At 40.3% G+C, this 15,267-nt stretch carries 13 protein-coding genes; 6 read left to right on the top strand and 7 right to left on the bottom strand.

Annotated elements, in window-relative coordinates; translation table 11 throughout:
* Positions 1–32: 32 nt before the first annotated feature.
* Complete coding sequence (locus Q0R88_RS03905) at positions 33–995, bottom strand: nucleotide-diphospho-sugar transferase (RefSeq protein ID WP_295712537.1); 963 nt, start codon at positions 993–995, stop codon at positions 33–35.
* A gap of 186 nt (positions 996–1,181) precedes the next feature.
* Complete coding sequence (locus Q0R88_RS03900) at positions 1,182–1,637, bottom strand: DinB family protein (RefSeq protein WP_295712534.1); 456 nt, start codon at positions 1,635–1,637, stop codon at positions 1,182–1,184.
* 144 nt (positions 1,638–1,781) lie between these two features.
* On the opposite strand from Q0R88_RS03900, the gene Q0R88_RS03895 reads away from it, so the two are divergent.
* The 3 genes from Q0R88_RS03895 to Q0R88_RS03885 are packed head-to-tail and all read left to right on the top strand — an operon-like array spanning position 1,782 to position 5,312.
* Positions 1,782–3,506 carry a glycosyltransferase family 39 protein gene (locus Q0R88_RS03895; RefSeq protein WP_295712531.1) on the top strand — a complete coding sequence of 575 codons (1,725 nt, stop codon included), beginning with the start codon at positions 1,782–1,784 and terminating at the stop codon, positions 3,504–3,506.
* Between the two features lie 11 nt (positions 3,507–3,517).
* On the top strand, positions 3,518–4,546 hold the full coding sequence (locus tag Q0R88_RS03890) for a hypothetical protein (protein WP_295712529.1): 1,029 nt from the start codon (positions 3,518–3,520) through the stop codon (positions 4,544–4,546).
* 40 nt (positions 4,547–4,586) lie between these two features.
* A complete protein-coding gene (locus tag Q0R88_RS03885; RefSeq protein ID WP_295712526.1) occupies positions 4,587–5,312 on the top strand; it encodes a DUF2490 domain-containing protein in 726 nt (241 codons plus the stop codon).
* Positions 5,313–5,450: 138 nt separating this feature from the next.
* Here Q0R88_RS03885 and Q0R88_RS03880 read toward each other — a convergent pair whose 3' ends face one another.
* The 4 genes from Q0R88_RS03880 to Q0R88_RS03865 all read right to left on the bottom strand — a co-directional run bounded on the left by Q0R88_RS03880 (position 5,451) and on the right by Q0R88_RS03865 (position 10,517).
* Complete coding sequence (locus Q0R88_RS03880; RefSeq protein ID WP_295712523.1) at positions 5,451–6,182, bottom strand: head GIN domain-containing protein; 732 nt, start codon at positions 6,180–6,182, stop codon at positions 5,451–5,453.
* Positions 6,183–6,637: 455 nt separating this feature from the next.
* Entirely contained in the window at positions 6,638–8,314 is a 1,677-nt protein-coding gene (locus Q0R88_RS03875; protein WP_295712521.1) for a M1 family metallopeptidase, read from the bottom strand.
* 73 nt (positions 8,315–8,387) lie between these two features.
* A complete protein-coding gene (locus Q0R88_RS03870; RefSeq protein WP_295712517.1) occupies positions 8,388–10,040 on the bottom strand; it encodes a M1 family metallopeptidase in 1,653 nt (550 codons plus the stop codon).
* Between the two features lie 27 nt (positions 10,041–10,067).
* On the bottom strand, positions 10,068–10,517 hold the full coding sequence (locus Q0R88_RS03865) for a hypothetical protein (RefSeq protein WP_295712514.1): 450 nt from the start codon (positions 10,515–10,517) through the stop codon (positions 10,068–10,070).
* A gap of 384 nt (positions 10,518–10,901) precedes the next feature.
* Between Q0R88_RS03865 and Q0R88_RS03860 the strand changes: the two genes are divergently transcribed.
* The 3 genes from Q0R88_RS03860 (at position 10,902) to Q0R88_RS03850 (ending at position 13,947) form a co-directional block, all read left to right on the top strand.
* Positions 10,902–11,900 carry a phosphotransferase gene (locus Q0R88_RS03860; RefSeq protein WP_295712511.1) on the top strand — a complete coding sequence of 333 codons (999 nt, stop codon included), beginning with the start codon at positions 10,902–10,904 and terminating at the stop codon, positions 11,898–11,900.
* 73 nt (positions 11,901–11,973) lie between these two features.
* Positions 11,974–13,377: a dihydrolipoyl dehydrogenase gene (gene lpdA, locus Q0R88_RS03855; RefSeq protein WP_295712508.1), complete on the top strand. Its 1,404-nt coding sequence runs from the start codon at positions 11,974–11,976 to the stop codon at positions 13,375–13,377.
* Positions 13,378–13,506: 129 nt separating this feature from the next.
* Positions 13,507–13,947: a sterol desaturase family protein gene (locus Q0R88_RS03850; RefSeq protein WP_295712506.1), complete on the top strand. Its 441-nt coding sequence runs from the start codon at positions 13,507–13,509 to the stop codon at positions 13,945–13,947.
* Between the two features lie 111 nt (positions 13,948–14,058).
* Here the strand turns inward: Q0R88_RS03850 and Q0R88_RS03845 are convergent, their stop codons facing one another.
* Complete coding sequence (locus Q0R88_RS03845) at positions 14,059–15,105, bottom strand: hypothetical protein (RefSeq protein ID WP_295712503.1); 1,047 nt, start codon at positions 15,103–15,105, stop codon at positions 14,059–14,061.
* Positions 15,106–15,267 lie beyond the last annotated feature (162 nt).

Raw genomic sequence — 15,267 nt, 5'->3', positions numbered from 1 at the left:
ATAAAGCTTTAGATCAGGTATCGTTTTTGTTTTTAGAAGTCCTTTTTTAAAAATAATCTTAAATAGGCGGTTTTTACAAAAGGAAGGACCTTGCCAATTTTAAATTTTAATTTATTAAAAAGAGTGATCTTAAGTTCGTAATGCTTTTTATAAGTATGCCTGTCAGCCGCCTTTGATACAGCTATTTTTTGAGGATGCACAATTGTATCTATTGTATTTATTGATAAATCTGCAATGCCCACGGTATATTCATTGGTGTGCGTTGCTTCATCGTCAAAGCCTATGTTTGAAACAAGGTTTAATACTGGCGTAATTGCAAAACCCGAAGACTTATAAATGCTGTAATTCCATTGTGTGTCCCATGTATCTATTTTATTCTGAGCCATGCCTAAAAAGGATGTTTCCCAAAGATGCCTTTCAAGAACATCCGGAAATTTTTGTTTTAGTATGATTTTAAACTCTTCGCTTGTTTCTACAGGAATATCAAACTGATATTTTTGCCATGCGCGCCGCCAGGTAGCCCATCCATAAGGATGTATATAGTTGCTGAAATAATAGCTTTTGTTTCCGAAATTGCTTGTATGCTGAAACCGTGTGCCATTGATATGCATAATCTGTTCAGTATCTCTGTACCTGTTTAATAGCTCCTCACAAAAATAAAAAAAGCTATTTCCGGGCACACAATCGTCTTCCAATATTATTCCTTCTTCCACGTTTTCAAAAAACCAGTTTATTGCTCCATATACTGCTTTTCCGCAACCTAAGTTTTCTGTTCTAAATAAAAGTTTAACATCACAATCCCAATCAATCGCATCCAAAACGTTTTTTTTGACAAGTTCACATTTTTCAAATTCACCAGGTCGGTCTTTTCTCGGCCCATCTGCGGCTATAAAGAGAGTTTTGGGTTTTTGGATCTTGATAGCATCAAAAACTTTTTTGGTATGGCTCGGACGATTGAAAATCAAGAAGAGAATCGGAGTTGTAGTGGGATTCATATTACCAAATAACGTACAATTCAGAAGTTTTTTTGTAAAAAAAAAGCGTAAAAAGGGTATAAATGAATTTATAGAAAAGGAAAAGTAATATTATTTATTCGGCCGTTGTTGGGTCGATGATCGGGTACACTTCGTCAACAGGGTTTGCCGGAAATCCACACGCAAAATCGAACACACTATATTACCTTATAATACTCTTTTCAATGCCATCATGTACCCGAAGTGTAAACCTTCATGAAAAGGCAAAAATGCCAGCGCGGTTTCAACAGAATTTACAGTAGTGCCATACCGGGTGCTCCAGGTTGGGTAGTTTACAAACAGGTTGTTGTTAACATCTGTTTCCAGCTGATCGATAGTTGAAAGGAATAGTTCTTTGATGATGGCTACATCTTCGGCCCCCACAAAAGTAGTTGGTTTAGTTTCCGGGCGGTAGGGGGTATAGTATTTGTCGTCCACTATTACCGGTAAACCTGCACGGGTATAAAAAATACCCTGTTGACCCGATATCATGTGTGCTATATTCCAGATGATATTGTTGTTAAAACCCTGAGGTACGTGGTTAAGCTGTTCCAGCGTAAGGTCCTTCACCTGGTTGAGCGCCAATTCCCTTGGTCCTCTGATTAGTTCTATTGATTTGAGCATTATAGATAATTGTTTAGTTATTGGAGGGCTAAAGTAGGAAGATTTAGGTTATTATTTCATCAAATTACTTATTCATGATAGGGATAGTTTTATGTGTTTGGTGTTTTATTATACCTTTACAAACTCAATTTCAATAGTTCATTAATGCAGGATACCGCCATAATTAATACGCCGGCCCAAACAAAATACAACAAGCCCATTATTTATTTTTTATTGCTGTGGACGGCGCTAAACATCCTGCAGGCTTCCACTTTAGAGGTGCATGCCGATGAAGCCTACTACTGGATCTTCTCGCGCATGATGGATTGGGGTTTCTACTACCACCCGCCTATGGTGGCTGTATTTATCCGCATGGGTGATATGCTGATGCATAACGAACTGGGAACACGGCTGGCGATGGTTATATCGAGCACGCTCTCTATCTACATCATCTGGCTGATGCTTAAAAGGTATGAAGTAAGTACCAAATGGTTTATTTTGCTGATGTCGGGCGTATGGGTGTTCCATATCTATGGCTTTACCGCCACACCCGATGCGCCACTGCTTTTCTTTACAGTGCTGTTTTACTGTTTTTACCAGCAATACATTGATAACAACAGCTGGAAACTGGCCCTGATATTGGGCATAGTAGTGGCTTGCCTTATGTACAGTAAGTACCATGGTATATTGGTGGTTAGTTTTACCCTGCTATCAAATCTTAAACTTTTAAGGCGTCCTTCTTTTTATTTTATTGTGTTTTTGGCTCTGGGTTTGTATGTGCCTCATATTTTATGGCAGTATCACCATAACTTCCCGGCTATAAATATTAGCCTGTTTGAGCGGGAAGGCGGCGGTTTTCACTTCAATGCCGGATCTGATTTCTTTTTTGGTCAATTGCTTTTGGGTGGCGCGCTCACATCCTGGTACTTGTTTTATGCATCCTTTACTACCCGGATTCAGGATAAATTTATGAGGGCCCTGCAGGTGAACATGGTATGCACATTCGCCTTTTTTATCCTGAGCTCATTAAAGGCTACTGTGCAGTTACATTATGCCCTCATTGGCTTTGTGCCTTTGGTAATGCTTGCACTCATTAATCTTAAGGAAAGGGGATTGAACCCTAAATGGTTGTATCGTTTAAGCATTACCAATATCGCGTTGTTTGTGGCGTTTAGGTTGTGTGTAGTTTCAGGCTTTGATATTTTAAAAGGGAATGAACAGTTAGAGGCATACTTTGGTCATCATAAATGGGCGGATGCTATTCATGCCAAAATTGGCGATAGCTATTTGGTCATGAAAAATGAGTACCAGGATCCATCAAGATATTCTTATTACACCAACTCTTTAAAAGGGTTTGCCTATGATTCCCGGTATTACCGAACCACCCAGTTTGATATGTGGCCGTTTGAGGAGCAATTTCAGCATAAAAGAGTTTATTATCTTACTCATGATAAGATACCCAATGTTACTACCGATAGTATGACCATCAGGGGGAAATGGTATGGCAGCTGGGTAGAGGATACCCGCACTTACCAAAAAGTGAAATGTAAAATTTTATCTCCTAATTTTGCATTTGCACCCGGACAAAAGCATGTAATCAATATGAGGATAACTAATCCATATTCATATACCATTAACCTCAGCAACAAAAACCAAACGCATCCGCTTACCTTAGAAGCCTGTATACTAATCGGTGAGGACATAGTGAAGACACAAGCTTCGGGAGATGACTTTAATAATATATCTCTGAAACCAGGCGAACAAACCGACTATGCCTTTACCCTTACTGCTCCTGAGAAAAAGGCAAATTATCTGCTGTTCTTCTCCTTGCGTACAGAGCCGTTCCAGGGAGGCAGGAACAGCGATGGTATTAGTTTTACAGTTAAATAATAATTACACCTATGTTTAAAAGAATATACTTACTTGCAGTTTTTACAATAATTACCGGTACTGCCGCGCTGGCACAGCAAACCATTGATATTCATTTTAACGCGATGGGCTTTATGGACAACCGCGAGTATAAGCCGTTTGTATTACGATCTCGCACCTACAATGGTGTGCGTACCGCTCTTGATGTGGGATGGAACCTTGATAGTTTAAATCACTTTATTGTGGGTGCCAATGGTATTCATGAGTTTGGCGCCAAACCTTATTTTTTAAAAGTAGACCCAATTGCCTATTATAGCTTTACAGGTAAAAGCTGGCTTTTTAATGCCGGGGCTTTCCCTCGTGAGGGTTTACTTGATGATTATCCACGGGCAATACTTAATGATACCTTGCGCTATTATCGTCCCAATATCCAGGGGCTTTTAGCACGTGTGCATAACGATCATTTTGTAGAAACCGGCTGGATAGATTGGGTAAGCCGCCAAACCAATACAGATAGAGAGCAGTTTTTATTTGGATTTTCGGGCAGGTACAAGCCATCGGTTACAGGTATGTTTTATGTATCGCACAATTTTATGCTGGAGCACGATGCCGGTGCAATTATAGCGGTCCCTAATGATAATATACAAGATAACGGGGCGGGGCAGATAAGGTTAGGGCTCGATTTTGGCCACAAAACCTTTCTTGATTCCTTATCAATAGAAGCAGGAGGTATGATGTCATTTGAACGAACCCGTGGGGTTGATGGTTTCCAAAAGCCAGCGGGCTTTGTGGCAAATGTTTATTTTGGCTATCACCGTTTTGCATTGTTTGATGAATTTTATAAAGGGCAAGGACATCATATCATGTACGGTGATGCGTTTTATGAAAAGAAAACGTACAACCGTATGGATATTATATGGACGCCTTTCCTGTACAATAGGATAAAAGGGCAGTTTATTTTAAGTTTTCACCAAACACCTGGCTTTAAAACAAGTAACCAGGAAGCTTTCAGGGTAACTGTTGACCTGGGCAGAAGGACCTTAATCAGGTTGAAGGATTAAAAATTGGTTAGTACGATTTTATTAAATAATATATACATCTATGAAGTTGAAGCAAAAATTAGCAGTTTTAATAGTTTTATTGTTTATAGTACCTGCGAAGCTATTTGCGCAGGATAACCAGTTTTCGGCATGGGCGGCTTTGTTCCATAGCCAAAAATTATCTGAGCACTGGGGGTATTCGTTTGATGGGCAGCTCCGTTCACATGATGAGCTTAGCTATCTAAAGCACATATTGCTGCGTCCATCGGCTAATTATTACTTCGCTAAAAATAAGGTAGGAGCCTTGGGATATGCATATATAGCCACTTATGGCCGCAATACAGCGGGCGACCAAACCTTCCGCCCGGAACACCGTATATGGGAGCAGTATACCTATTCGCACAAAGTAAATAAAAACATTGCAGTAGCACACCGTTTCCGCTTAGAGCAGCGTTTCCTGGGCCACACCGCGGCAAATAAGAACGATCAGTATTTTGCGCAGCGCTTAAGATATTTTGCGAGAGGAGTTATCCCACTGAAAAAAGATTCGGGAGCATTTAACAAAGGGCCGTTTGTTGCCTTGCAAAACGAAGTGTTTGTAAACATCCAAAATAAAAACAAGGGGAATAAGCACTTTTTTGATCAGAACAGGGCCTACGTTGCGGTAGGGTATCGTATCAACAAGATGATAGATGTGGAGACAGGTTACCTTAATCAATACATTAAACAAGCAGAAAGCTATACGCTTAATCACGTGGCTCAGCTGGCTTTTTATACCAGATTTTAGAATCAGCCGGCTCTCTTCAATGAAGAGGACGTGAAAATAGTTTAAACGAAAAAAGCGATGAGTTTCTCATCGCTTTTTTTCATTTTTATCTTAATGTTTCCTCTTTCGGAGAATAGCTTCGCTGTTTAGGCGAGGTTTTTACATTCTGCTAATATCGCCACTACCCACTTTGGAGCTGTTGATGTTTTTAACACTACCTGTGTAGTGTACATCGCCCGAACCTATAACCGATGCATCAAGTTTCTGACTAACGTTTATTCTGACATCGCCAGAGCCTGCAACACGTACTGATGCCGTATTTGTAACAAGGTCTCTGGCAGAATAATCGCCAGAGCCGGCAACGCTGATATTGGAGTTATCGGCACTACCACTTATAGTAATATCTCCGGATCCGGCCAAAACAGCGTCCAGTGATTTTACATCCAATCTGCCAGTTACATCACCAGATCCTGTAAGTTTCAGTTTAAAGGAATTGGCGCGGATGCCCCCTTTAAAAGATACATCGCCAGATCCTGAAAGGATGACGCCATTAAGCTCTTTAGCCGATACATAGATCATTATTTTTTTATGACCTCCATTAAACCAGTGCCAGTCATTATCACTTTTAGTATATATTTTAAGTACACCGCCTTCAACTTCGGTGATGATCCGACTAATAATATCAGACGGGGCCTGTACCTTAACCGACTCGGTAGATCCCTGTGTAATAACTACATCGAATGAACCTGCAACATTTACCGAACTGAAACCGGTAATATGGCGATCTTCTGTATTTTGAGTTACTTCTGTTGAATAAGTTTTTGCTATTGTATAACCTGCAGTACCCGTTACCAAAACGGTAACCAGTAATATTTTGCTTAATAATTTCATGTTAACTGTATGTTTTGTGTCTATATGACGCAAGTTTTTTGACGAGGTTGCACGGAGGCAGAAATAAAGTTAAAAATAGGTCATTTCTATTGAGTAAGCAGATGTCTCATTACTAACCATGGCAAGTTGTTGAATCCCAGACTTACGAAGTTTAACTCGATAATATTGTTTTTGGCCTCGTTGAGGGCTTCGCCGTTTTAAAACTTCGTAAGTCTTTCGCCGTTTGTTATTTCTCCTTCAGCGTTTCCTTAAGTTTCATCACTACCTATTACAAGTTATAAAACTGAAGTCGTCCTGAACTTGTTTCAGGATCCCACAGGACAGGTGGACCGCATGAAGTACACTTAGCAAGTGGGGTGCTGAAACAAGTTCAGCATAACATTGGGTTTAAATCGATTTGTCATTTCTCCTTCAGCGTTTCGCGAAATTCATCACTTAGCAAAACAAACTTACTTTTACTCTACCAGCACTCCAATATAAAAATTGAACGTATCAATCTCAATATTATCCTTTGTTGCGCCGTCGAGTTCAATAGGTTTAAAGCGGGTTGTTGGGGTAATAAATTTATAGTCGCCACCTTTAACCCTAACTTTTACCGGCATATTGAAGCCTTTAGCATCTGCGCTGGTCCAGCGGGCGAGGGTTTTGCCATCTTTTACCATCAGCTCCAGTATAGGCAGGGTTTTGTAGTGCAGGTATTGGTCAAATATCGGCGACAGATCCATCCCCGATTGCTTGTTGATATAATCCACAACCTGATCATAGGTAACGGTTTGATGGTAGAACGTTTTGTTAAGTCCGCGCAGTACACTACGCCATTTTTCATCGTCGTTAATAATGGTGCGGATCATGTTTAGCATATTGCCGCCTTTGTAATACATATCGCCCGAGCCTTCTTTGTTCACGTTATACGGACCAACTATAGGCCTGTCGTTTACGATGCTTGCGCGGGTGCCGTATACATATTCCTGGCCGGCTTGTTTGCCATAAAAAGTTTCTACAAATAGCGATTCAGAATAATTGGTGAAACTTTCGTGGATCCACATATCACCGAGGTCTTTTGAGGTAATGTTATTGCCGAACCACTCGTGCCCGCTTTCGTGCACAACTATAAAATCCCATTTAAGTCCCCAGCCTGTACCCGAAAGGTCGCGACCGAGGTAGCCGTTTTTATAATGATTACCATAGGCCGTTCCGCTCTGGTGCTCCATACCCAGGTGATGACTTTCTACCAGTTTGTAGCCATCCTCATAAAAAGGATAAGGGCCAAACCAGTTTTCAAAAGCTTTCAGCATCCGCGGCGCATCAAGGCCCCATTGGGCTTTAGCTTTGTCAAGGTTGTAGCTTAATGGCCAAAAATCCATGGTAAGTTTACCTTTTTCGCCATTGTAAATACCCTCGTAATGGGTGTAATCGCCAATGTTGGCTTCAATATCATAATTATTGATGGGGTTACTTACAAACCAATCGAACCGGGTATACCCATCTTTCAGATCGGTAACTTTACGTAAACGACCATTTGACACATCTTTTAAACCTTTTGGTACGCTGATGCTGATGAGCGCGCTATCCACTTCATCGGCCTGCTGATCTTTAGTAGGCCACCAAACGCTGGCTCCCATGCCCTGGCAGGCGGTGGATACCCATGCATGACCTAATGAATCGGTATTGTACTCAACGCCTCCATCCCAGGGAGCACGTTTGGCTATGGTAGGATTGCCCGAGTAGTACACTGTAAATTCATCCTTACTGCCTTTAGTAATGTTTTTAGGGAAGGTTACAAACACGGCGTTAAATTCACGGGTGTATTTCAATTCCTGACCTTTGTAAACCACTTTTGCTATCTGCAGGTTATTCCAAAGATCAAATTGCAACTTATTAAAATCATTAACAGCCGTAAACTTGAATAATACATTACCACTGATGAATTTTTTATCGATATCAAACTTCACATCCAAGTGATAGTAGTTAATATCATAACAGGTACGCAGCGGTGTGGTTAATGATCCGCGTAAAGTATCGGCACGTGTAAAAGTTTCTTTTGCAACGCCCAGTTGCGCCTTAGCCGGAAGTAAGCTTGCACCCGCCATCAATAAGCTAAGTGCGCATTTGTATAGGTTTTTATTTTGCATTCGTGTTTATGTAAATCGTTTCTAATTTTTTTTGCTCCAGTCAACCACTCACTTAATCAACCTCTCACTCAATTTAATCAACCAATACCCCAATATAAAAGTTAAAGGTATCTACCTCAATATTATCTTTGGCTGCGCCCTCCAAATCAACGGGGGTAAAACGGGTTGTTGGTGTGATGAATTTATATTCGCCGCCTTTTACCCGTACCAAAACCGGCATGGTAAAATCTTTTACATCTGCTATCCACCTGCTGCAAAATTTACCGCCTTTTGTAGCAAACTCCAGCGTTGGCAGGTTTTTGTAATGCATGTATTGATCAAATACCGGTAACAGGTTTTTGCCCGACTGCCCGTTAATATAATCAACAACCTGCGCGTAAGTTACCGTTTGATGATAGAATGTTTTGTTTAGGCCTCGCAGAATATCCCGCCATTTTTCGTCGTCATTAATGATGGTACGTACCATGTTGAGCACAACCGCACCTTTAGGGTACATATCGCCCGAACCTTCTTTGTTCACGTTGTAGGGGCCTACCAATGGACTGTCGTTATTAATACCATCCCTTAAACCAAAGTTATACTCCTGTCCGGCTTTTTTGCCCCAGTTATCTTCAATGAACATGGATTCGGAATAGCAGGTAAAGCTTTCATGGACCCACATATCGCCCAGATCTTTCCCGGTAATGTTGTTGCCGAACCATTCGTGCCCGCTTTCGTGAATGATGATGTAATCCCATTTTAGTCCCCAGCCCGTGCCCGACATATCGTAGCCCATATAACCATTTAAAAAGTGGTTACCATAGGCGGTAGCGCTCTGGTGTTCCATGCCTAAATGCGGGGTTTCTACCAGTTTATAGCCATCCTCATAAAAAGGGTAAGGGCCAAACCAGTGTTCAAAAGCTTTAAGCATAGGTTTTGCATTGGCACTAAAATGTTTTTTTGCTTTTTCAAGACTTGCAGGCAGCACCCAATAATCCATGGTAAGCTTGCCTTTTTCGCCCATATAGCTGTCGCTGAAATGAACATAATCGCCAATGTTGGCTACTACATCATAATTGTTAATGGGGTTTGCCACAAACCAATCGAACCGGGTGTAACCATCTTTTAATGTGGTTGCCTTACGCAGGCGACCGTTAGACACATCTTTGAGTCCCTTAGGTACACTGATGCTGATAAGCATGCTATCAACCTCGTCGCTCAGGTGATCTTTATTGGGCCACCAGATACTGGCACCTACGCCCTCGCAAGCAGTAGCTACCCATGGTTTACCTAACGAATCTTTTTTAAATACCAATCCGCCGTCCCAAGGTGCATTTAAGGCAACGGTTGGTTTGCCAGAATAATATACCGTAAACTGGTCCTTACTACCTTTAGCAATAGCTTTAGGGAAGGTCACAAACACGGCGTTGGCATCGCGTTTAAAGGGTAGTATTTTGCCTTTGTAAAGTATCTTATCTACTTTAAGGTTAGCAAACAAATCAAACTGCAGCTGGGTAAAATCTTGCGTGGCGGTAAACTTAAAAAGGTTACTGCCGCTGATGGATTTTTGGGCGATATCAAATTTAACATCAAGATGGTAATAGTTGATATCGTAACACGTGCGTAATGGCGTTAAGTTACCGCGCAAGCTATCGGCATGGGTAAAGGTTTCCTTTTCTTGCAGGAGTTGAGCGTGGGTTTTAATAGCACCAAACAGAATTATGAATACGAGTATCCGGACTTTCATTTATTAATTAAGATTAAATTATTTGTTTTATTCTTTTGTACCGATCATTTCCCATTTTACTAATCGCCACTTTTTAGTCAGTGGATTATATTTAAAGGTTTTTCTGCCTTCCTGGGATACGTTAGCGTGTATTTGTGTTGCAATTGTTTTATGTCTGTTGTCTATGTAGAACGGAAACGAACAAACACGATTTGTAAGATATTTGCTCAACTTAAAATTACCTGTTTTGTCTTGCAAATAGAAATTATAAACTGGGCCCCCGTTGCCACCCGAATCATATTTTATGGCGATGTCTTCTTTTTCATCAAAATTAAGGTCGGCAATAATAAGATCTCCAAAATCATAATCTGAAACTTCGGTATCCTTATTTACGCCGGTAACATAGGAGCGGGCGTTTTTATTGCTGGTATAGGCATCTTCAAACAAAAGCCCCGTATTAAAACTGATACGCTGTTGGATTTTTTTATCTTGATTCAATACTAGTAAAGTTAATTTGGAATTTGAGGCAAGGGTATGATCGTTCAGCTTTTTTATGATGGTCACACTGTAGATATGGTTGTGTGATAAGTTGGAATAAACCAGATGACCGTTCGTTAATACTTGAGAGTTTGTACCTAAGCACAAAAAAAACAATAGGATCAATAAAAAGCCCTGTTTCATTTACAGCGAAATAGTTTTATTCATAATGTCAGTCAAAATATCTGCCGAATTTAACAACATAATCGCGAACAAATAATTTAATACAACACTGTTACATTAAGGTGGTAATAAGTGGCTAATATTGGCTAAAATAAGGATAAGCCCAGTGTTAAGTTTATTCAATTTTGTATCATTGCAGGCCCATTTTAATTTTTAAAACCTATGACGCACTTCCCGGCACAATATTCCACCTTATCGGCCATTGCTTTAAAAAAGTATATTGAAGATGCTTATAATTTAAGGCTGATAACCTGCAAATTTTTATTACGCGGAGTGAGTGATACTTATATTATAGAGGCTACCGATGCCAAATATGTTTTAAAGATCTACCGTGAACAGCACCGTTCGGTTGAGGAGATAAAAGGCGAAATTGAGTTGTTAAACCTGCTTAAAGATGGCGGCGGAAGGGTAGCGTATCCCATCAAGGATATACAAGGCAAACAGCTACAACAATTTAATGCCCCCGAAGGCATGCGCCATGGGATCTTGTTTTCATTTGCCGAGGGTGCCCCGGTTCTTGATTTGAATGATGAGCAGCTAAAAACGGTTGGCAGGGAGATGGCTACCGTACATAATTTAACATCGGCTATCCAGCTCCAGCATCCCCGCAGAGAATATACCGTTGAAACAACACTTAGCCAGCCCCTAAAAAGTTTCGAGCCTGCGTTTAAGGAGCTGCCGGATGAGTACGCTTATTTAACTGAAACTGCCGCCAAGGTGGCTCAAAAAATAGCATCATTTGATGCCACAAAATTTAGCTACGGATATTGCCAGTATGATTTTTTGCCTAAGAATTTTCACTTTGATGAAACTGGGAATTTAACCTTTTTCGATTTTGATTTTGCCGGGAAGGGTTACCTTGCCAATGATCTGATGTCATTCTTCGTGCATTTTTTTATGCATGTTTATACCGGCAAACTCAGCGATGCGGAAGCAGAGCGGATGTTTGCTGTTTTTGTTAAAGGTTATCGTGAAAACCGATCTGTTACCGAAGATGAGCTAAAAGCGATCCCTTACCTTGGGGTAGGGTTCTGGATTTTCTATTTGGGATTTCAGCATGAACACTTTGATGACTGGTCGAATTTGTTTTTTGGTACAAGGTTTATCAAGGATCGCGTGGCCCTTATCCGTGCCTGGGTAAACAAGTATTGCGAATTTTGACCTTGTACCTATAAAATATATCTTTATTGCTTTTGATATTACTTAACTTTGCCATCCACAAAAAAACACTACTATGCAATATGATGTTATCGTTATCGGTTCGGGCCCAGGTGGCTATGTTGCCGCTATACGTTGTGCCCAGCTGGGTTTAAAAACCGCTATCGTCGAAAAATATAACACCCTTGGCGGTACCTGCCTTAACGTTGGCTGTATCCCTTCAAAGGCGTTGTTAGATTCATCCGAACATTACCATAACGCTGCCCACGCTTTTACCACACATGGTATTAAGCTGGATAATCTGGGTGTTGATTTTGGCCAGATGGTAAAACGCAAACAGGAAGTGGTGGATGCCAATACCAGCGGTATTAGCTACCTGATGAAGAAAAACAAGATCGATACTCATTTTGGTACAGGATCTTTTAAAGATAAAAATACCATCACCGTTAAAAAAGCCGATGGTACCGAAACCGAGATCACCGGTAAAAATGTGATTATTGCTACAGGCTCAAAACCATCGGCATTGCCATTTTTGCCGATTGATAAAAAACGCGTCATCACATCAACAGAAGCTTTATCACTTACCGAAATACCTAAGCACCTGGTATTGATTGGCGGTGGTGTTATAGGTTTGGAGCTGGGTTCTGTTTATGCACGTTTAGGTTCCAAGGTTTCTGTAATTGAATTTATGGATGGTATTATCCCAACTATGGATAAGGGTTTGGGCCGCGAGTTGCAAAAAGTATTAACCAAACTGGGTATGGAGTTTTACCTGGGTCATAAAGTAACCGGCGCTACTGTAAACGGTGACGAAGTGACCGTGAATTTTGATACCCCTAAAGGCGAAAAGAAAGAACTAAAAGGCGATTATTGCCTGGTAGCTGTTGGCAGGATTGCCTACACCGATGGTTTAGGTCTGGATAAAATAGGTATCACTGTTGAAGAACGTGGCCGTAAAATTACCGTTAACGATCACCTGGAAACCAGCGTTAAAGGTGTTTACGCTATTGGCGACGTGATAAAAGGCGCTATGCTTGCCCACAAAGCCGAAGATGAAGGTACATTAGTTGCCGAGATCATTGCCGGCCAGAAACCACACATTGATTATAACCTGATCCCCGGTGTAGTATATACCTGGCCAGAGGTTGCTGCTGTTGGCCAAACCGAAGAGCAATTGAAAGCCGCCGGTGTAAAATATAAAACAGGTTCGTTCCCATTCAAAGCCAGCGGCCGTGCCCGTGCAAGTGGTGATTTGGATGGTTTTGTGAAAGTATTGGCTGATGCCGTTACCGACGAAATTTTAGGCGTACACATGATTGGTCCGCGTGCTGCGGATATGATTGCCGAGGCGGTAGTTGCCATGGAATTCCGCGCAAGTGCAGAAGATATTGCACGTATCAGCCACGCTCACCCAACCTATACTGAAGCCATGCGCGAAGCATGTTTAGCAGCTACGGAGAATAGAGCGATACATATATAGTTCTCAGTAAGCAGTTTTGAGTTTGCAGTTTTAAGCGGAAATATCACGCCTTAAAACTGCAAACTTATTTTAAAGCCATCCGTTTAGTTAAATAATGCTAACTGCAAAAAGAAAACTGCCAACTAAACAATGAATTTCTTCATAAATATAGCTTTAATAGTGGCGACTGTGATGTGCATGGAACTCATCTCCTGGGTGATGCACAAATATTTGTTCCATGGGCCGCTGTGGTTTATTCATAAAACCCATCACCAGGAAAGGCACAGCTTTTTGGAGTTGAACGATATATTCAGCATCGGCTTTGCTGCATTGGCTTTATGGCTGATGTGGATAGGGCACCTCAGTTTAGATTACCTTTTTTGGATAGGTACCGGGATCAGTATTTACGGCACCATCTATTTCATATTTCACGATTGGTTTATCCATAACCGGTTCAAGGCTTTTAAAAGTAATAATCATTATCTGAAGGCTATCCGCCGCGCGCATAAAATTCACCACAAATCAATGGAAAAGAATCCGGCTGAAGAGTTTGGGTTGCTGGTTGTTGGGAAGAAGTGGTTTAGGCGGTAAAGTTGTCTGACAACAACGTAGGCTTCAAATAAATGCTCGAATGCATTTTTAGAGTTATTCACGATAGAGATTTGAAATATTGACTTTAAAGTGTAGTCATATCAAACTAAATTACCTAAATCGTTTATAATTCCTGTAATAACCAGAGCGGCCTTCATCTTCATTTTCTTTATATAGCTTCTTGTCGTAAAAAAAAACAATAACAGAAAACAGGATGAAGACTAACCATATTAAAAAGTTGACAGGCAGTAATTTAAAGTAATAATTGATTGTAAAAATAGCTGTTGTAAATAGCAGTACAGTGAAGGCGTTTATTCTTTTTAGCTGGCGGGTTTCAACTCTTGAGGCGTGCATCTCTTTTAATTCATTGATCCCTTTACGATATTCTTTTGTTGTCATTTTGCCCCTACCTGCAAAGAGAGAAAATACCATCACTAAATTACTACATATGTATATGCTTGATATGCCAAGCACAAAATATTGCGCCGTAAGGATAGTAATATGAAGGGTGTTTTTTGCATTCTCAATTTGTCCAATTCCAAGTACTTTATTGGCATTGTCAAATCCAATTAAAAAAATCACCATACTACTCCAAATACTCAATAATAGTTTGTCGGTTTTTGTATATGGCTTGTAACTGAATGCCTGGAATAAAGCAAATAGGCCCAAAAAGAAGCCTATAAGAATAATCAAATCTACTACCCAGCTACTAAAATCCAATGTATCAGTATTCATAGTCCAGTAAATTATAGCTATGGTTTGCAGTAAAATTATAGTCTCATTTATTTTAGGAGAAAGCTCTTTTAGTTTTGTACAAACTACTATCATTATAAAAAGGCAATAGAAAAGAATTGTAAACCCATTTGCCAATTGTTCGGGACGGGAATGTTCGGCAAAAGCGGGTATAAATACAATTAAACTTATTGCGAATGATCCTAAAACTGTAAATAATAATGTTGACCAGGTTACAACGCGTTTATATTCAGACAAGGCGCCTGCTAACGTTATAAAGTAACTTGCATGTATTAGTGTCTTTCCAGATGCATAGTTTTTATAGATAAGGTAAGTGAATACAGGGAATGACGCACAAGTAGCTACAATTAGAAATATATAATTTGAATCCCATTTACTTTTAGGATGTAATTTATTTTCGGGCATTAACTCACGTGAATTTATACCCGAAATATAAATAATAATCTGATACTGTTGCGGATATTTGTCGCCTTAATATGGGCACTAAAAGGATGCTTTATTTATTAAGTACACAAAAGCGTCAGAATATTTGGTTGATTTTCTTAGAATCTTGCTGCCTGTGAGAAT

The organism is Mucilaginibacter sp., assembly GCF_025362475.1.
GTDB lineage: Bacteria > Bacteroidota > Bacteroidia > Sphingobacteriales > Sphingobacteriaceae > Mucilaginibacter.
Note: the sequence above shows the minus strand (reverse complement) of the source record. Positions and strands in the feature narration are given on the sequence as shown.